The organism is Pseudomonas sp. TE24901, assembly GCF_054058375.1.
In genome coordinates this window covers 149050-166757 of the sequence record NZ_JBSSAF010000009.1, presented here as the reverse complement: position 1 = coordinate 166757, position 17708 = coordinate 149050, and the positions used below count along the sequence as shown (strand labels likewise).

Below are 17708 nucleotides of genomic sequence, written 5' to 3'. Positions count from 1 at the left end.
CTTAGGCGGCGGGTTTCAGGCCCAGGGAGGCGAGTTGTTGCACGCTGCCCTTGAACTGGATCATGCGCGGGTCGTCCAGCGGCAGGCGGTGGCCGGTTTCTTTCTGGATGATGGTTTGCAGCTTGGCGTTGTCGACCTTGCCGTCGGCGCCGATGGCTTCGTGGAGTTTTTCCGGGGCCACCTGGGCGGTCTTGCCCGGCTCGAAATAGATGGCGCCGGTGGCGAAGTCCACGCCAAACGCGATCAGGCCCGGGATCACATAGAACAGCAAGCCAATGGCGTCGAGCACGGCCACGGTGGGGTCGATCTTGCCGTCGATCTGGCCACGGCGGTCGGGGAAGAAGATTGAGCCGCAGGCCGTCAACTGGCTCAGCAAGGTGACGGTGAGGACACCGCCGATGATGCGGGAAGCGATACGCATGGACTATCTCCTGAACACAATTAATACGGGACTATAAGCGACGAAGATCCAATGTGGGAGCGGGCTTGCTCGCGAATGCGGTCTGTCAGTTGATGAATATGCGACTGATACACCGCATTCGCGAGCAAGCCCGCTCCCACATTTAACCGTGTTGCCAAGTCAGTCGGGTGGTGCGTGTGAGACCACCATCGGCATCCGGCAGTTCGCCGTTATACTCGCCGCTCTGCTTTGGAGCCAGTATGAATTCGTTGCCGATCGATGATGTTTTACCCGCCCTGCGTGACGCCTTGGCGAATCGCCATGAGGCCGTGCTGGAAGCGCCCCCCGGCGCCGGTAAAACCACCCGCGTGCCCTTGGCATTGTTGAACGAGCCCTGGCTGGCCGGGCAGACCATCCTGATGCTCGAACCCCGCCGCCTGGCTGCGCGTGCTGCCGCCGAACGCCTGGCCAGTGAGCTGGGCGAAAAGGTTGGCGAAACTGTCGGCTATCGCATTCGCCTGGACAGCAAAGTCGGCCCCCACACCCGCATCGAAGTGGTCACCGAAGGCATCCTCACCCGCCGCCTGCAGGACGACCCGGCGCTGGAGGGCGTGGGGTTGCTGATCTTCGACGAATTCCACGAGCGCAGCCTCGACGCCGACCTGGCGCTGGCCTTGAGCCTCAACGGCCGCGACCTGTTTCGCGATGAGCAGCCGCTGAAAATCCTGTTGATGTCCGCCACCCTCGAAGGCGAGCGCCTGGCTGGCCTGCTGGACAACGCGCCGATCCTGCGCAGCGAAGGGCGCATGTTCCCGGTGCAGATGCGCTGGGGGCGGCCGTACCAGGCGGGTGAATTCATCGAGCCGCGTGTGGTGCAGACCATTCTTGAGGCTGTGCACGATGAGACCGGCAGCATTCTGGTGTTCCTGCCGGGCCAGGCGGAGATTCGCCGGGTCAATCAGCAACTGGCCGACGCTTTGGGTGATCGCCCGGATGTGCTCCTGTGCCCACTGCACGGTGAACTCGACCTCAACGCCCAGCGCGCCGCCATCGACCCGGCGCCTGCGGGCAAACGCAAAGTGGTGCTGGCCACCAACATTGCCGAGACCAGCCTCACCATCAACGGCGTGCGCGTGGTGATCGACGCCGGGCTGGCGCGGGTGCCGCGCTTCGACCCGGGCAGCGGCATGACCCGCCTCGACACCCAGCGCATCTCCCGCGCCAGCGCCACCCAGCGAGCCGGCCGGGCAGGGCGGTTGGAGCCGGGGGTGTGTTACCGGTTGTGGTCCGAGGACCAGCACGAAGGTCTGGCCGCCTACAGCAGCGCGGAAATCCTCGCCGCTGACCTGGCCGGCTTGGCCTTGCAGTTGGCGCGTTGGGGCGTCACGCCCGCTCAACTGGTGTGGCTGGATGTGCCCCCGGCCGCGGCTTATGCCCAGGCCCAGGACTTGCTGGTGCGCCTCGGCGCCTTGAATGAAGACAAGCTGACCGCCCACGGCCAAAAAATGGCCGAGCTGCCGGCCCATCCGCGCATCGCCCATCTGCTGCTGCGCGGGCAGGACCTGGGGCTGGCGGCGACGGCCTGTGATGTCGCGGCCTTGTTGGGTGAGCGCGATATCTTGCGCGGTGGTGGCGCGGATTTGCACAGCCGTCTGGCACTGCTGTCGGGCGAAGAACGCGCGCGGGGTGCTCAAGGTGGCGTGCAGCGCGCCAAGCAACTGGCGCGGCAATACCGTGGCTATTTAAGAGGCCAGGCCACGCAAGCCGTGGCCGACCCCGACCACCCGCGTTGGCTCGGCGCCTTGCTGGCGTTGGCTTACCCGGACCGCGTCGCCCAACAACGTCGCCCGGGTGGTGCCGAATACCGCCTGGCCAATGGCCGTGCTGCGCTGTTCGCCGAGGCCGACAGTTTGATGAAACAAGCCTGGCTGGTGATCGCCGACCTCGGCAGCCGTCAGGGCCAGCGCGAAGAGCGCATCTACCTGGCGGCGGATTTCGACCCCGCGCTGTTCGACACGGTGCTTGCCGAGCAAGTGCGCACGGTCGACCAATTGGATTGGGACGAGCGCGAAGGCGTGCTGCGTGCCGAGCGCCAGCGCAAAGTCGGCGAACTGGTGCTTAGTCGCGAGCCGCTCACGGGGCTCGATGAAGCCGCGCGCAGCCAGGCGCTGGTCAACCTGGTGCGCCGCAAAGGCCTGGAGCTGCTGCCGTGGACGCCCGAGCTGCGCCAATGGCAGGCCCGCGTCATGCTCTTGCGGCAACTGGACGCCGGAAAAACCAGCGAATGGCCCGACCTCAGTGACAGCGCCTTGCTGGCCAGCCTGGAGCATTGGCTGATGCCGTACCTCGGCAAGGTCTCGCGCCTGAGCCATTTCGCCAACCTGGATATCTCCAGTGTCCTGCACAACCTGCTGCCTTGGCCGCTGCCCCAGCGCCTGGATGAACTGGCGCCGCAACATGTGAAGGTGCCATCCGGGTCTTCGGTGCGCCTGGACTACAGCGAACAGCCGCCGATTCTGGCGGTGCGCCTGCAGGAGTTGTTCGGGCTGGCCGACACTCCGCGCATTGCCGGTGGGCGCCAGGCGGTGAAGCTGCATCTGCTTTCACCGGCACGCCGGCCGGTGCAGGTGACCCAGGACCTGGCGAACTTCTGGCGCAGTACCTATGCCGAGGTGAAGAAGGACCTGAAGGGGCGGTACCCGAAGCACTACTGGCCGGATGACCCGCTGATTGCCGAGCCCACCGCCAGGATCAAACCGAGAAAGCCGTAACGATGAAGATCCAAATGTGGGAGCGGGCTTGCTCGCGAAAGCGGTGGATCAGACAACACATCTGTGTCTGACCCAAAGCATTCGCGAGCAAGCCCGCTCCCACATGGGTTTCGAGGTGTGGGTTACTGCGCAGCAGGCAGCAGGAAGCGCGCGATCACCGGCAGGTGGTTGGAGATGCGCAACGTATCGTCCTGGCGAACCTTCGCCTCCACCCGCTTGATGCGCGGGCTGTAGAACAGGTAATCCAAGGTGCGATCCGGGCCCGTGACACGAGGGTCGTTGGGGAAGTACGTCAGCCATTTCTCACGGTCGATGCCGCTTGATTGGCTGTTGCTCGGGATCATCGGGTATTTTTCCCACAGTAGATGCAGCTCGCTGTCCGGCGAATACTGCCCACGCTTGCCCGCGTCCAGGCGCAGGAACTGCCCCAACGGCAGCAAGTTGAAATCCCCGCCAATCAGCCAGGGCGTGCCCCGGCCTTCGAATTTGTCCAACAGTTTGACGGTGCTGTTCACCTGCTCTTGCACGGCGCTGCGGCCGGGGGCGTCACCGTCGAAGCGGGTATTGAGCACCGCCAATTGGCCGCCGTCGCTCAACGGCAGATAAGTCAGCAGCAGCGCAGGCTTGGGTTGGAACTGACGGGCGATGAAGTTCGCCTCAGGCACTGGCAATTGCAGGCGCTCGGCGTGTTCGATCTGGTAGCGGCTCAGGGTCACGAGCTTGCGGCCGACGCTACCGAAGATATGCCGGTCGGGCACAAAGTCGGCTTTCCAGTCGAAGGCTTGGGTACTGCAGGGGTAGAGATCGGCCACTCGCTCCTGGAGCAGCGTGACCTGGTCCTGATAGTGGGAGGGCTTGGCGTTTTCGTCGAGTTCCTGCAACAACAGGATGTCGGGTTGTTCTTCGCGGATCACCCGTGCCACTTCGTCGAGGCTGGCGGCCATGTCTTCGACGGTGGGACGCTCGTCCGGGCCGCTGCCATCGGCGGTGTCGTACCAGAACACGTAGTTCTTGCCGGCCAGGTATTGCACGTTCCAGGTCATGACCTTGAGCGCCTGCCCGGGCAACAGTGTGGGCGCGCGGGGCGCCACACAACTGACGGGCAGGGTTTGCTTGGGCTCGGGGCGCCAGGTGAGGCTGTAAACCATGGCGGCGAGCAGTCCGGCGACAATCACCAGGCCCAGCAAGGTTATGCGCAATAAACGGGTCATCGGCTCGGCTTATAGCGTTTGGAAAGTGCCACGGAGCATATCACCGCGCGTCGGCATCGCCACCGATCAGCATGAATAAACGGAACAGCACCACGCTGGTAAACAGCTGCAGGAAGCTGTGGGCGCTGTCGATCAATACGCCCAGCATTGGCGCGGGATCGGGATAGGCCGCCACGCTTGCGCCCTTGAGCAGCCACAACGGCGTCATCACGCACAGCAGGCACACCAGGATTCGCCAGAAATGCCCACGGGTCAGGCGAAAACTTTCCTTCATTGCCGCCAGCGCCGGCATGCCGCGCAGCACCAGCAGGTATTCGGCAAACGCCAGCACCACCATCAGCCACAGGCCCGGCAGGAAATACAACGACAGGCCCAGCAGGATCAGCAGGGTGCTCATGGCCGTGAGCAGGGCGAAACGTGGCCACAGCGTCAGGGCCATGGCCCACACGTCCTTTGTGCGCGGCGACTCGCCACGGGTGCGGGCGTCGAGAAACAGGATCAAGGCGCCGGTGTACAGCGGGTAGACGAGCAACCCCACCACCACGCTGTAGCCGGGGAAGGCGTCCGGGCCCAGCGTGTGATCGAGCACCTGTTGCAGCAGGGCTTCGAGGATCACCAGCGGCAGGCACAGCTGGACGATGGCGCCCAGGTTGCGTTGGGTGAAACGAAAGGAGTCGCGCAGTACGTCTAACGGATTCATCGGGTTCATCACAGGCCTGAAAGCAAGGCCCACACTTTAACCGATCAGGGCTGGCGGTAAGCAAACGTAAACCTTGCGTAAAGACCATTGAAACGTCTGGTAACAGCCCCATAACTAGAGGCGTAGCTTGCCTGATCACAGGCAGGCCCATGATTTCTACCGGCAATCTAACGAGGTCGCCATGAACAGCGAAGAGCAAACCCTGATCGATGGACTGTTTTCACGGTTGCAGCAAGCCGAAACGGACTCAGCCCCCCGCGACGCCCTGGCCGAAGCGCGGATCAAGGAGCACATGACTCGCCAACCAGCGGCCGGGTACTACATGACCCAGTCGATCCTGGTGCAAGAACACGCGATCAAGAGCCTCGACGCGCAGAACAAGCAGCAGGCGCAACAGATCCAGCAATTGCAGGATGAGCTGCAACAGGCCCGTTCCCAGGCCGCACAACCCGCGCCGAGCAGCGGTGGTTTCCTGTCGAGCATCTTTGGCGGCGGTTCCCGCGACCCGCAACCGGCCCAGAGCGCCCCGGCATCTTCGGGGGGCGGCTGGCGCGAACCGGCACGGTCTTCGTTTGGCCAGCCGGCGCCGCAGCAGAACTACGGCGCCCCGCAACAGAACTACCAACAGCCACAACAAGCCCCGGCCGCGCCGATTGGCAGCGGTTTTCTGGGTGGCGCATTGAAAACCGCCGCAGGCGTGGCCGGTGGTGTAATGCTGGCCGAAGGTATCAGCAGCCTGTTCCACCACAACCAGCAACCCCAGGTGGTGGAAGAAATCATTGAACAGCCGGCGCCGGCCAGCGATCAGGGCGGCTGGGGTAACGATGACCAGCGCTTTGCCGGTGGCAATGACAGTTGGGGCAACAACAGCGACAGCTTCGCCGACAACGATTACTCCGACGACTCTTCCTCCTTCGGCGACGACGATTCCTTCGTCTGACCCTCCCACGCCCGGTGCGCTTCGTCGCCCCGGGCTGATTTTTCGCTGAAACTTTCCCGTGGCTGGCATACTGGCGCCTTTGCGGACCTTCGCTTTCGAGGTCCACGCGGCAGCCATGGGGAAGTGCGGTGAAGAAAATTGCAGTGTTCGCCGATGTACAAAACCTCTATTACACCGTGCGCCAGGCGTATGGCTGCCACTTCAACTATGCGGCGCTGTGGGCTGACATCAGCGCGCGCGGGCAGATCGTCGAGGCGTACGCGTATGCCATCGACCGTGGCGACAGCAAGCAGCAGCAATTCCAGCAGATCCTGCGCAACCTGGGCTTCACGGTAAAGCTCAAGCCCTACATCCAGCGCAGCGACGGCTCGGCCAAGGGCGACTGGGACGTGGGCATCACCATCGACATCATGGACGCCGCCGACCATGTCGACGAAATCGTGCTGGCCTCCGGTGACGGTGATTTCGACATGCTGCTCGACCGCATCATCCACAAGCATGGCGTCGAAGCCGTGGCCTACGGTGTGCCGGGGCTGACCGCCAATTCATTGATACGCGCCGCCAGCCGCTACGTGCCGATCGAAGGCGCGTTGCTGCTCAAATAAACAGTTAGACGGAGTTGGAACAGGTTTGGAACGGATAGCGGTCATCGACTTTGAAACCACCGGCATCACCCCCAGCAGCCACTGCCGGGCCACGGAAATCGCGGTGGTCATCCTCGAACGTGGCCAGATCGTGGACCGCTATCAGAGCCTGATGAATGCCGGCGTGCGCGTGCCCGGGTTCATCGAGCAACTCACCGGCATCAGCAACGCCATGCTGCGCAGCGCACCACCGGCCGAGCGGGTGATGAACGAGGTCAATGAGTTTGTCGGCACCACGCCACTGCTGGCCCACAACGCCGCGTTCGACCAGAAGTTCTGGGACTTTGAGCTGGGCCTGATCCGCCGCACCCGCCTGCAAAAGTTTGCCTGCTCCTTGCTGCTGGCGCGGCGCCTGATGCCGTCGGCGCCCAACCACAAGCTCGGCACCCTGACCTCATTCGCCCAACTGCCCCACACCGGCAAGGCTCACCGGGCGATGGCGGATGCGGAGATGGCCGCCAACCTCACGGCGCACCTGGCCCAGGAACTGCGCGGCACACACGGCTTGCGCGAACTGTCCCACGACCTGCTGTGCAGCTTGCAGAAAGTGCCGGCCGCCAAGATCACCGAACACCTGAAGAAACATCGCGGGTTCTGAACCCGCCACGACTTCAAGCACACTGATGACCCAAATGTGGGAGCGGGCTTGCTCGCGAAAGCGGTGGATAGTCGCCGGATATATTGACTGACACTCCGCTTTCGCGAGCAAGCCCGCTCCCACAGTTGACCGAGTTGCCAAGCCTGAATGCAATCTCCTGTGGGAGCCGGGCTTGCCCGCGATGGCGTCAGTCCGAGCGGCGATGTATTCAGGGAATAAACGCCATGACCGAAACCGGCGACCCCGACCCGCCTTCCAGCGCCAAAACGCCGATCACCACCGTTGAGCCCTTGGCCGGCAACCGATCAAGGTTCGTCAGGCACTCCAACACAATCCCGTTCCCCGCCAGCACCGCATGGTTCGTCGCGAAGGTGGTGCTTTGCCCCGGATCGACCCCATGGGTGTCGATGCCCACCCCGGCGACCTGTCGTTGTGAAAGCAAAAACACAATCGCGGCCTCGCCAATCCCGGGAAAATGAGAGCCTCGGGCGTCGTGCCCGAAAAACGCAGCCGGGTCATTCCACAGGTGCTGCCAGCCGGTGTACATCAGCACCACGCTGCCCGGTTCGATGGGGCCGTGCTGGCGCTCCCAGTCTTCAATGTCTTGCACGCTGATTTCGTAGTCCGCCGTGCAACGGGCGCGCACATCAACCACCACTGCGGGCCGCACCAGGTCTTGCGGCACGTAGCCATCAATCCCCATTCCATCGGCATAGAAACTGTTCGGCGCATTCATGTGGGTGGCGCTGTGCTCACCCATGCTGAAACGCCGCAGGAAATAGCCGTCCTGTTCCAATGAGGCAACGTCTGCGAATTGCACCGGTGGGTCCCCCGGCCACAGCGGGATACGCGGCGTGATCGGGTGGCTGAGGCTCACGACATTGCTGTAGTCAGCCACCGTTCTTACCCTCCAGTTGCCCCAGCGGCACCCGCCGCTCTATCGCGCTCGACAAGATGATCGAGGTCTTGCTGAACCCGAACTTCGCCACCCGGTTGATTAAGTTCTCCAGCTCGGGCATCGAGCCCACCGCCGCCTGCATGATCACGCACGGGTCGCCCGTCACGCGGTGGCATTCGGTCAGTTCGGGGATTTCGGCCAGGGCGTCGTACACCTTCTGGTTGCCGTGGTTGGTCAGGCGCAGTTCCATCACGCATTGAATCGGCAGGCCGACCTTGGACAGGTCCACCTTGGCCTGGTAGCCGGTGATCACGCCGCTGGCTTCCAGCTTGGCCACGCGTTCGGCGACGGCGGGGGCGGAGAGGTTCACTGTGCGGGCCAGTTGTGCGTAGGACGCGCGGCCGTCTTCAAGCAGGGCGCTGAGGAGCATGCGGTCGTATTTGTCCATGAGAAGGCTCCAGTAGCGCGTGGCTTTCGAAAGCTTGGGTTATAGCCTTCATAACCGTGTTTTGAAAAGTGTATGGGCGCTTTAAACAGGTTTTGTAACTTATGTTTATCGGCCGACCTTTCTAGAATAAGCCTCCCGTTCCTGCCGCAGAGCCGCCCAATGCCTGGCCCACGTCGCTTTCCGTTACCGTTGATCGCTGCCTTTTTTGCGTTGTATGTGATTTGGGGTTCCACCTACCTGGTGATCCGCATTGGCGTGGAATACTGGCCGCCGCTGATGCTGGGCGGGATTCGCTTTCTGGTGGCCGGGATCGCGATGTATGGCTTTTTGCGCTGGCGTGGCGCGCCGACGCCGACTTGGGTGCAGTGGAAGGCGGCGGCCAAGATCGGCGTGTTGCTGCTGACCTTCGGTAATGGTGCGGTGACCGTGGCCGAGCACACGGGGGTTGCTTCCGGTGTGGCCGCGTTGGCGGTGGCGACGGTGCCGTTGTTCACCTTGTTGTGCGGGTACTTCTGGGGCGCACGCAACACCCGTCTGGAGTGGGCCGGGGTGGTGCTGGGGATTCTCGGCATCGCCATGCTCAACATGGGCTCCAACCTGCAGTCGAGCCCGACCGGGGCGATGTTGCTGCTGTTTGCCGCCGCCTCCTGGGCCTTTGGTTCGGTGTGGAGCAAACACCTGCCGTTGCCGGCCGGCGCCATGGCCAGCGCGGCGGAAATGATCATCGCTGGTGCCTTGCTGCTGGTGGGCAGCGCGCTGACCGGTGAGCGGCTGCACGCCGTGCCCCCGCTGGAAGGCTGGTTGGCCCTGGCTTACCTCGCGGTGTTCGGCTCGATCATCGCCTTCAATGCCTACATGTACCTGCTCAAACACGTGCGTCCTGCGGCGGCGACCAGCTATGCCTACGTGAACCCTGCGGTGGCGGTATTGCTCGGGATTGTGTTTGTCGGTGAAACCATCGGCAAGGAAGAAGCCCTGGCGATGCTGGTGATCATCAGCGCCGTGGTGCTGATCGGCTTGCCCCAGTGGCGCAAGCCGAAGCCGGAAATAAGGTAAACTCCGCGCCATTGCGACTTGCGCTGAATTTTTCCTACGGTAAACACATGACTTTCGCCACCCTTGGCCTGATCGAACCCTTGCTGCGCGCCCTTGAGACGCTTGGCTACCAGACCCCGACGCCGGTGCAGGCGCAGGCCATTCCGGCCGTGCTGGCCGGTCGCGACCTGATGGCTGCGGCTCAGACCGGCACCGGCAAGACCGCTGGTTTCGCCGTGCCGCTGCTGCAATTGCTGACGATGGAAGGGCCGAAAGTCGCCCCCAATTCGGTGCGTGCGCTGATCTTGTGCCCGACCCGCGAATTGGCCGAGCAGGTTCACGCCAGCGTCGCCGAGTACGCCCAGAACCTGCCGCTGACCACCTACGCGGTGTACGGTGGCGTGAGCATCAACCCGCAGATGATGAAGCTGCGCAAAGGCGTTGATGTGCTGGTGGCCACCCCGGGCCGCCTGATCGACCTGTTCCGCCAGAACGCGCTGAAACTCAACCAGCTGCAAACCCTGGTGCTGGACGAAGCCGACCGTATGCTCGACCTGGGCTTCTCCGAGGAGCTGGCGAACATCTACCGCATGCTGCCGAAAAAGCGCCAGACCCTGCTGTTCTCCGCGACCTTCTCCGATGACATCCGCCTGCTGGCTGGGCAGATGCTCAACGACCCGCTGAGCATCGAAGTCAGCCCGCGCAACGTTGCCGCCAACACGGTCAAGCAGTGGATCGTGCCGGTGGACAAGAAGCGCAAGCCGGAGCTGTTTGTGCACCTGATGCGCAAAGGCCGCTGGAAGCAGGTGCTGGTGTTCGCCAAGACCCGCAACGGCGTGGATGCGTTGGTGGACAAGTTGCAAGGCCTGGGCATCAACGCCGACGGCATTCATGGCGACAAACCGCAGGCCACTCGCCAGCGTGCGCTGGACCGTTTCAAGACCAGTGACGTGCAGATCCTGGTGGCCACCGATGTGGCGGCCCGTGGCCTGGATATCGAAGACCTGCCGCTGGTGGTCAACTTTGACCTGCCGATTGTGGCCGAGGACTACATCCACCGTATCGGCCGTACCGGCCGTGCGGGCAACACCGGTGAGGCGATTTCCCTGGTGTGTGCCGATGAAGTGAACATGCTGTCGGCCATCGAGATGCTGACCCGCCAGACCCTGACCCGCAAGATGGAGCCGGAGTTCGAACCGGAGCATCGCGTGCCCGAGACCGATGCCAGTGGTCAGGTGGTGAAGAAGCCGAAGAAACCGAAGAAGCCAAAGGCGTCCGGTGGTGGCGGCAAGCGCAACCTGGGCAAGTGGGTGGACAGTGGCGAAGTGGCGCCGGCTGAGCCGTCGATCAAGCCGGTGCGCAAAGTGCCGGTGTTTAATACTGGGCCGCGCAAGAAGAAGTGAGTTTTTAGGTGTTGCGGATGGCCTCTTCGCGAGCAAGCCCGCTCCCACATTTGAATGCATTCCAATGTTGGAACTCGGTCGAATGTGGGAGCGGGCTTGCTCGCGAAGGCGGCTGTGAATTCACCGCCAGTCTCAGCGGTTAAGCCATTCCAACACGCCGCGCCCCGCCGCTCGCCCGCTGGCAAAACACCCCGTCAGCAAATACCCGCCCGTCGGCGCTTCCCAATCCAGCATCTCCCCCGCACAAAACACTCCCGGCAGTTGCTTGAGCATCAACCGCTCATCCAGCGCCTCAAACGGCACGCCGCCGGCGGTGCTGATCGCTTCGTCCATCGGCCGGGTTTTCACCAGGGTCAGGGGCAGGGCCTTGATATCCACGGCCAACTGCGCCGGGTCATTGAAGTGTTCAGCCGGTGCCCGCTCCCGCAGCAACGCGGCTTTCACCCCATCCAGCCCCAACTGGCTGTGCAAATGCTTGCTCATCGAGCGTGAACCTCGGGGCTTGGCCAGTGCGGCCTGTACCTTATCCAGCGGTTTGCTGGGCAGCAGGTCGATGTGTACGGTCGCCGCGCCGTCACGATTGATTGCCTCACGAATCGGTGCCGACAGCGCGTAGATCAGGCTGCCTTCGATGCCCGTGGCCGTGACCACACACTCACCCAGGCGCGGCTTGTCGTCGTCCAAACCGATGGCGACGTTTTTCAACGGCGCACCGGCGAATTTGCTGACCATCAACTCGCTCCAGGACGACACCTCAAACCCGCAATTGCTCGGCTGCAGCGCGGCGTAAGGCACGCCTTTGTCTTCCAGCAGCTTGAGCCAGGCGCCGTCAGAGCCCAGCCGCGACCAGCTGCCGCCGCCCAATGCCAGCAATACCGCATCGCTGGGGACAGCTTTTTCACCGTCCGGGCTGTGGATAAGTAACTCACCGCTGGCATTCCAGCCGATCCAGCGATGGCGGGTGTGGATAACCACGCCTTGCTCGCGCAGACGCTTGAGCCAGGCGCGCAGCAGGGGCGCGGCTTTCATGTCGGTAGGAAATACGCGGCCGGAGGTGCCGACAAAGGTCTCGATGCCCAAGCCATGAATCCACTCGCACAACGCCTCGGCGCCAAACGCGCGCAGCAGCGGCGCCATGTGCGGTGCACGCTCGGCGTAGCGCGACAGGAACGCCGGGTAGGCCTCGGAATGGGTGATGTTCATACCGCCCACCCCCGCCAGCAGGAACTTGCGCCCCACCGACGGCATGCCGTCGTACAGGTCCACCCGCACACCCGCCTGGCTCAAGACTTCAGCGGCCATCAGCCCGGCAGGGCCGCCGCCGATAATGGCAACGTGGGAGGAGGTGGTGGACATCAGCAGGCCTGGGCAAAAGAAAAGGGCGCCCATTGTAAGCAATTGTGGTGCTTATGTAGTGAGCGGGCTTGACCCGCGCCGCGGTGTACCAGCCTAACGTGAAGCGCCTGGTCAATCGCGACGCGGAGCAAGCCCGCCCACCACAGGCAACGGCGTGCCCGGGGATCAGGCAAAGCCGGTGTTGGTGTTTGGCGGGTACTCGTCGGAGCGGTCGGCATCGGTGATCGGGCCACCGGTGAGGCCGTATTTGTCCAGCACCGGCACCAGGGCGCCGAAGAACGCGTCCTGTTGTTTCTCACGCTTGACCACTTCGATGATCGGGAACACGAACGAGGTGATGATGCCCACGCCCGCCGCCGCCCAGCCCAATACACCGGCGAAGGTGCCGGCGATGGCGGCCGCGTCGGCCACGCCAAACAGGCCGGCGCCGCCTTCGATGATCGACGCCACCGCCGCGCCGGTGCCGAGGGCGCCGCTGGTCAGGGAGAAACCGGCGTTGAGCTTGTCACCGGAGAATGCACTGTTGACCCCACTGATCAGGCCGAACACGCCGCCGATAAAGCTGCCGGCGCCGCCGACGATTTTGCCCAGGTTTCCCAGTTTGTTGAGGCCGTCGGTGTTCTGCACCATTTTCCCGGTGGGGAAGTCGCCGATGCCCTGGGGCTTGCTCGGGTCGACTGGGGTGGGTTTCCAGGCCATGCCGTAGCCGGCTTCCTTGGCGTATTTGGTGCCGCCTTCGGTGATCAACCCGGCGAACTGCATGCCCGCGGCCACGCGCCCGGCGTTGTCGGCCGGGCTGTTACCGCCGGTGGCCGAGCGCGCCGCCAGTACGCCGCCCGCCAGCAGGGCGCTGCCGATGTGCAACAGGCCCTGTTTGTAGGAGTCGCTGGCGTTGAGGTTCAGGCCATCCACGGCCTTGGGCAGCACGTCGCTGATCTTCTGGGTCTGGCGGTTGACGTCCCACATCGAGCGGATCAGCGAGATCACATCCTGGGGCTTGATCTGCGCCCCGGTGGCGTCCTTGAACATGTCCGGGTTGTCGGCCATGGCCTGGTTGAGGATGGCGGTGGTCTTGGCTTCGTCGAAGTTGCCGTTGGCGTCGCCGAAGGTGCTTTTGAGCACGTCGTCGTTGGCGCCATTGACCAGGCTGTCGGAGACCGCCTGGTTGACGTATTGCTGCACGGTGGAGGAGTCCTGCGCCGAGACCTTGTCGCCCAGGAACTCCTTGAGCAATGAGGCGTTGGCCGCGTACTGACCGATGACCGTCATCGGGTCGGCATTCGGCGCGGCGAGGCCGTTCTGCAGGTCTTGCCCGCTGACGATGTGGTCCTGGAAGTACTGCTGGATCTCGGCCGACTTGCCTGACTTGTCGGCCATGGCGTCCAGGTCCACCGTGCCATTACCGCCCAGGGCCATGTCGGTGAGGGTGGCGTCGGTGCCGGCCAGGCTCAGCCCGTCGATCAGCGACACCGGGTTGCCATTGCTGTCCTTGGTCGCCAGGGCGGTGTTGATCACGTTGCCGCTGTTGATCTGGCTGTCCTGGTAGTGCTGCATCTCGGTCTTGATCGCCGGGTCGCTGTTGACGATGTCGCGCATGCCGTCGGCCTGGTTCTGGGCCATGAAGGTCTTCACGTCCGGGTCGCCGGCCAACTGGTTGACGGCTGCGTCCAACTGGTCGGCGACTTTGGATTTGGTCGGGTTGAGGTGATATTCGCTGTCGGCAGTGATCCCGGCATACAGGTCGCCGTCGCCGACCTTGTCGCTGGAGGCCAGGCGCGCACGGGCGTCGCTGATTTCCAGCATCACGGCGGCCTTGGTCTTGCCGTCATAGTTTTGCGGGTTTTGCAGCACGTCCTGGGTCAGCTTCGAGGTGTCGACACCGGCCACCGAGCTGCGGATCGAGGCGTTGCTGAGCATCATCAACACGCCGTGATCGTCGGTGGGCGCCTGATTTTCCAGCCAGGCACCGAGGTTCTTCTGCTGGGTGATGCCGTCGGCGGTGGCGGTGGCGGGCAGGTCGCCGGCCATGTCGAGGGTGCGCATCATGCCTGGGGTCGACCAATAGCCGGCAGCGCCGGTCAGTTCGGGGCTCAGGCCGCTGTCGTTCTTGATGGCGTTGAGGTTGTCGGTGGTCAGGCTGCCGTTGTTGGCGCGCTGGTTGGGGCCTTCCATCGCGGGGCCGGCGCTGCTGACCAACGAGATATTGGCCATGACCAGCGCGGCCGACTTGGCGTTCGCCTTGGCCAGGTCGCTGGCACCCGGGTTTTTGCTGAGAAAGGTGCTGTAGGACTTGGAGGCGGCCGACAGATCCTTGTTCGACTGGCTGACGAAACTGTCGACGTTGCTGTGGGTAATCACGCCGTCGCTGCCGCCCAGGCCGCCGCTGTCCAGGGCATTCATGAGGCTCGGGCTGCCGGCCAGGTATTTGAGGCAGGCCTGGGCTTCGGGCGGCAGGTCGGTCGGTGGATTGGAGAAGTCGATGGGGCGGTCGTGCATGCCCCACTTGTCCCAGTTGTCGCTGAGCATTTTGGCTGCGGCGCGTGGGCGGTCGAGGTCGCGCTCTTCCTGGGTAGGCGTGCCGCTGGTGTTGCCGACGATCTTGTCCCAGTCCTTGGGGTTGGCGTATTGGGAGTTGTCGATCCAGTTGGTGTCGACGGCTCCGCCGACGTTGAAGATGCCGTTGGATTCCTTGACCACCGAGGCATACAGGTCGGGACTGATCGCCTGGGACACGATGACCTTGTCGCCGGACGCCGTTTCATAACGGATCAGGCCGTGGCCGAGTTCTTCCGGGGTGCCCACCAGGCTGACGCTGCCGGTTGCGCTGGCGTCGGCGAGGGTGTAACCGGCGTTTTTGCTGTCGTTGATCAGGCCCCAGGTCTGGCCGTCGCCGGCCACCTGGTTGTACAGGTCGGGGTTCACTTCGCGGCTGACCACCACCTTGTCACCCGAGACGGTCTCGTAGCGGATAAAACCCGGGCCGATTTCATCCACAGGGCCGATGCCCCTGTAGTCGCCCAACCCCGGCGCGGTATCGCCGGCCTGGGCGATGCGGTAGCCATCGGCCTTGCTGGCATTGAGCGCGTTGACGGCGTCGACCTTGCCGGCCATGCCGTCGAACAGGTAGGGCGTCATCTGCTTGATGATGACGATGTCCTGGCCGTCGCGGGTCTTGAGGTCCAGCACGTTGTCGGAAATCTTGGTGATGCTGGCGATGTCCGCCAGGGGTACGCCGGTGTTGCTGATGTCGGCGAGGTTGGGGTCATTGAGGCGCTTGATCGCCTCCTGGTCGCCGGTGGCCATGACGGCGGCGATTTTCTGGTCTTTGGTGTTGTCGGTCACGCCGCTGGCCAGCACTTTGAAATTGCCGGGCTTGGCGGTGTCCTTGAAACCCGCCACGGCGCGGGCCATGGCGGTTTCGAAGGTAGCCGCGACCTTTTTCAGGGCGTCGTCATTGCCGGGGTTTGTCACGGTGCCGATCTTGTAGGTAGCCATCGCCGGGTACTCTGAAAACGGGAAGGTGTTCAGGGTGACGATGGGTTGCGGCAGTTTTGTTGCAAATCTGGAACAGGTCGAATGTTCCACAACGTTTCACGGCTGTGGAAAAGTATGTGGTCAAAAAACGTACAGTTTCCTGCAGGCTATACGGGAACTCGCTTGCAGCCCGTTACGCTCAAGTTATCCACAGGCCGTTCCACAGGCATTGTGGGTAACGCCCACAGTTCAGTGACAACCTGATGACGTCCACACCCGGTGTGCGCTGTGGTGCAGGATGCCATGGCGGCGGGCCAGGGCTGGGCGGTCCTTGCTGTAGCCGCCGCCGATCACGCCCATCACCGGGATGTCGCGGCCCAGGCAATGGCGCATCACGCTTTCGTCGCGGGCGGCGACGCCTGCGTCGGTCAGCTTGAGGTAACCAAGGGCGTCATCCTTGTGCACATCCACGCCCGCGTCATACAGCACCAGGTCGGGCTGGTAGAGCGGCAACAGGTAGTTGAGGGCGTCGTCGACCACCTTGAGGTAATCGGCATCGCCCATGCCCATGGGCAGGGGAATGTCCCAGTCGCTCTGGGCCTTGCGCGCCGGGAAGTTTTTTTCGCAGTGCAGCGATACGGTGATGGCGTCCGGCGTGTTGTGGAGGATGCGCGCGGTGCCGTCGCCCTGATGCACGTCGCAATCGAAGATCAGCACGCGGTTGACCCGGCCGCTGGCCAGCAGGTAATGGCTGATCACCGCCAGGTCATTGAAGATGCAAAAACCGGCCGGGTAATCGTAGTGGGCATGGTGGGTGCCGCCCGCCAAGTGGCAGGCCAGGCCGTGTTCAAGGGCTTTTTCGGCTGCCAGGATGGAACCGCCCACGGCGCGCACCGTGCGTCGGGCCAGGGCTTCGTTCCAGGGCAGGCCGAGGCGCCGTTGGTCTTCGCGGGACAACTCGCCGCCCATGTAGCGTTCGATATACCCAGGGTCATGGGCCAGGGCCAGAATCTCTGCCGGGCACAACTGCGGGCGCAGCAATTGGCTGTCTTCGGTCAGGCCGCTGTCCACCAGGTGATCGCGCAGCAGGCGAAACTTGTCCATGGGGAACCGGTGGTCTGCCGGAAACTCGGGGCTGTAGTCGTCGTGGTAGATCAGGGGCAGGGGCATGGGATTTTCTGACAGGAACCTGCGACGCATCTTACCCGCGTTGTACACTCACGCACATGGCAAGGGAGGGGACCCATGGAGCCGATACTGGAATTGGAAAGTGCACGTCTGGTGCTGCGCCAATGGCGCGACAGCGACCTGCCGGAATTTGCGCGCATGTGCGCTGACCCGCAGGTGATGCGCTATTTCCCGGCCAAGCTGAGCCACCTGGAAAGCGCCGCATTGATCGGGCGCATACGTGGGCACTTCGCGGAATACGGCTTTGGGTTCTGGGCCTTGCAGCGCAAGGACACGGGCGAGTTTATCGGCCTGACCGGGCTGCAGAATGTCAGCTTCGAAGCGGGCTTCACCCCGGCAGTGGAGATCGGCTGGCGCCTGGCCCGTGAACACTGGGGCCTGGGGTATGCCAGCGAAGCGGCGTGGACGGCCTTGCGCTGTGGTTTCGACCGGTTGCAACTGGATGAAATCCTCGCGTTTACCACCGAGTCCAATTTGCCATCACAAAAAGTCATGCAGGCCATCGGTATGCATTACGATCCCCAGGCAGATTTTGAACACCCCAAGGTCGCAGCTGATGACCCGCTGCGCCATCATGTGTTGTACCGCATCACCCGCGCCCAATGGTTGGACACGCTGCACGGATAGGCAGCCCGGAATGCC

Annotated in this window: 15 protein-coding genes; 7 read left to right on the top strand and 8 right to left on the bottom strand. The window is 63.4% G+C overall.

Going from position 1 to position 17708, the window contains the following annotated elements; translation table 11 throughout:
- Position 1 precedes the first annotated feature (1 nt).
- The gene (locus ACVWVP_RS19270) at positions 2 to 421 is read right to left on the bottom strand and encodes a polyribonucleotide nucleotidyltransferase (RefSeq protein WP_176998507.1); all 420 of its coding nucleotides are present in this window, start codon (positions 419 to 421) and stop codon (positions 2 to 4) included.
- Between the two features lie 239 nt (positions 422 to 660).
- On the opposite strand from ACVWVP_RS19270, the gene hrpB reads away from it, so the two are divergent.
- Positions 661 to 3171 carry an ATP-dependent helicase HrpB gene (gene hrpB / locus ACVWVP_RS19265; RefSeq protein WP_457407597.1) on the top strand — a complete coding sequence of 837 codons (2511 nt, stop codon included), beginning with the start codon at positions 661 to 663 and terminating at the stop codon, positions 3169 to 3171.
- Positions 3172 to 3293: 122 nt separating this feature from the next.
- Here the strand turns inward: hrpB and ACVWVP_RS19260 are convergent, their stop codons facing one another.
- Together ACVWVP_RS19260 and ACVWVP_RS19255 are read right to left on the bottom strand one after the other, a co-directional pair.
- The gene (locus ACVWVP_RS19260) at positions 3294 to 4382 is read right to left on the bottom strand and encodes an endonuclease/exonuclease/phosphatase family protein (protein ID WP_178919433.1); all 1089 of its coding nucleotides are present in this window, start codon (positions 4380 to 4382) and stop codon (positions 3294 to 3296) included.
- 40 nt (positions 4383 to 4422) lie between these two features.
- The gene (locus ACVWVP_RS19255) at positions 4423 to 5082 is read right to left on the bottom strand and encodes a YciC family protein (protein ID WP_178919435.1); all 660 of its coding nucleotides are present in this window, start codon (positions 5080 to 5082) and stop codon (positions 4423 to 4425) included.
- A 181-nt stretch (positions 5083 to 5263) separates the two neighbouring features.
- Here ACVWVP_RS19255 and ACVWVP_RS19250 point away from each other — a divergent pair, with 181 nt between their 5' ends.
- From ACVWVP_RS19250 to ACVWVP_RS19240, 3 genes are all read left to right on the top strand, one after another.
- Positions 5264 to 6022: a DUF2076 domain-containing protein gene (locus ACVWVP_RS19250; RefSeq protein WP_178919436.1), complete on the top strand. Its 759-nt coding sequence runs from the start codon at positions 5264 to 5266 to the stop codon at positions 6020 to 6022.
- Between the two features lie 128 nt (positions 6023 to 6150).
- The gene (locus ACVWVP_RS19245; RefSeq protein WP_034117765.1) at positions 6151 to 6627 is read left to right on the top strand and encodes a LabA-like NYN domain-containing protein; all 477 of its coding nucleotides are present in this window, start codon (positions 6151 to 6153) and stop codon (positions 6625 to 6627) included.
- Positions 6628 to 6652: 25 nt separating this feature from the next.
- Positions 6653 to 7264 carry a 3'-5' exonuclease gene (locus ACVWVP_RS19240; protein ID WP_178919437.1) on the top strand — a complete coding sequence of 204 codons (612 nt, stop codon included), beginning with the start codon at positions 6653 to 6655 and terminating at the stop codon, positions 7262 to 7264.
- Between the two features lie 208 nt (positions 7265 to 7472).
- Here the strand turns inward: ACVWVP_RS19240 and ACVWVP_RS19235 are convergent, their stop codons facing one another.
- Positions 7473 to 8162: a cyclase family protein gene (locus ACVWVP_RS19235; RefSeq protein WP_457407596.1), complete on the bottom strand. Its 690-nt coding sequence runs from the start codon at positions 8160 to 8162 to the stop codon at positions 7473 to 7475.
- Positions 8155 to 8610 (bottom strand): Lrp/AsnC family transcriptional regulator, encoded by a 456-nt coding sequence (locus ACVWVP_RS19230; protein ID WP_178919439.1) that lies wholly within the window; start codon positions 8608 to 8610, stop codon positions 8155 to 8157. The genes ACVWVP_RS19235 and ACVWVP_RS19230 overlap by 8 nt, the downstream gene beginning before the upstream one ends.
- A 159-nt stretch (positions 8611 to 8769) precedes the next feature.
- On the opposite strand from ACVWVP_RS19230, the gene yedA reads away from it, so the two are divergent.
- Entirely contained in the window at positions 8770 to 9666 is an 897-nt protein-coding gene (yedA, locus tag ACVWVP_RS19225; protein WP_259175122.1) for a drug/metabolite exporter YedA, read from the top strand.
- A gap of 47 nt (positions 9667 to 9713) precedes the next feature.
- Positions 9714 to 11048: a DEAD/DEAH box helicase gene (locus ACVWVP_RS19220; protein WP_178919441.1), complete on the top strand. Its 1335-nt coding sequence runs from the start codon at positions 9714 to 9716 to the stop codon at positions 11046 to 11048.
- A gap of 132 nt (positions 11049 to 11180) precedes the next feature.
- Here the strand turns inward: ACVWVP_RS19220 and ACVWVP_RS19215 are convergent, their stop codons facing one another.
- From ACVWVP_RS19215 to ACVWVP_RS19205, 3 genes are all read right to left on the bottom strand, one after another.
- Complete coding sequence (locus tag ACVWVP_RS19215) at positions 11181 to 12404, bottom strand: TIGR03862 family flavoprotein (protein ID WP_457407595.1); 1224 nt, start codon at positions 12402 to 12404, stop codon at positions 11181 to 11183.
- A 165-nt stretch (positions 12405 to 12569) separates the two neighbouring features.
- Positions 12570 to 15899 (bottom strand): type III effector HrpK domain-containing protein, encoded by a 3330-nt coding sequence (locus ACVWVP_RS19210; protein WP_457407594.1) that lies wholly within the window; start codon positions 15897 to 15899, stop codon positions 12570 to 12572.
- 228 nt (positions 15900 to 16127) lie between these two features.
- Entirely contained in the window at positions 16128 to 17048 is a 921-nt protein-coding gene (locus ACVWVP_RS19205) for a histone deacetylase family protein (protein WP_178919446.1), read from the bottom strand.
- A 75-nt stretch (positions 17049 to 17123) separates the two neighbouring features.
- On the opposite strand from ACVWVP_RS19205, the gene ACVWVP_RS19200 reads away from it, so the two are divergent.
- Positions 17124 to 17693, top strand: a complete 570-nt coding sequence (locus ACVWVP_RS19200; protein WP_176998493.1) for a GNAT family N-acetyltransferase — start codon at positions 17124 to 17126, stop codon at positions 17691 to 17693.
- Positions 17694 to 17708: the final 15 nt, after the last annotated feature.

Coding starts and splice junctions, on each gene's coding strand:
- ACVWVP_RS19270 (WP_176998507.1), bottom strand. CDS start 421: ATGCGTATCGCTTCCCGCATCATCGGCGGTGTCCTCACCGTCACCTTG.
- hrpB (WP_457407597.1), top strand. CDS start 661: ATGAATTCGTTGCCGATCGATGATGTTTTACCCGCCCTGCGTGACGCC.
- ACVWVP_RS19260 (WP_178919433.1), bottom strand. CDS start 4,382: ATGACCCGTTTATTGCGCATAACCTTGCTGGGCCTGGTGATTGTCGCC.
- ACVWVP_RS19255 (WP_178919435.1), bottom strand. CDS start 5,082: ATGAATCCGTTAGACGTACTGCGCGACTCCTTTCGTTTCACCCAACGC.
- ACVWVP_RS19250 (WP_178919436.1), top strand. CDS start 5,264: ATGAACAGCGAAGAGCAAACCCTGATCGATGGACTGTTTTCACGGTTG.
- ACVWVP_RS19230 (WP_178919439.1), bottom strand. CDS start 8,610: ATGGACAAATACGACCGCATGCTCCTCAGCGCCCTGCTTGAAGACGGC.
- yedA (WP_259175122.1), top strand. CDS start 8,770: ATGCCTGGCCCACGTCGCTTTCCGTTACCGTTGATCGCTGCCTTTTTT.
- ACVWVP_RS19220 (WP_178919441.1), top strand. CDS start 9,714: ATGACTTTCGCCACCCTTGGCCTGATCGAACCCTTGCTGCGCGCCCTT.
- ACVWVP_RS19215 (WP_457407595.1), bottom strand. CDS start 12,404: ATGTCCACCACCTCCTCCCACGTTGCCATTATCGGCGGCGGCCCTGCC.
- ACVWVP_RS19210 (WP_457407594.1), bottom strand. CDS start 15,899: ATGGCTACCTACAAGATCGGCACCGTGACAAACCCCGGCAATGACGAC.
- ACVWVP_RS19205 (WP_178919446.1), bottom strand. CDS start 17,048: ATGCCCCTGCCCCTGATCTACCACGACGACTACAGCCCCGAGTTTCCG.
- ACVWVP_RS19200 (WP_176998493.1), top strand. CDS start 17,124: ATGGAGCCGATACTGGAATTGGAAAGTGCACGTCTGGTGCTGCGCCAA.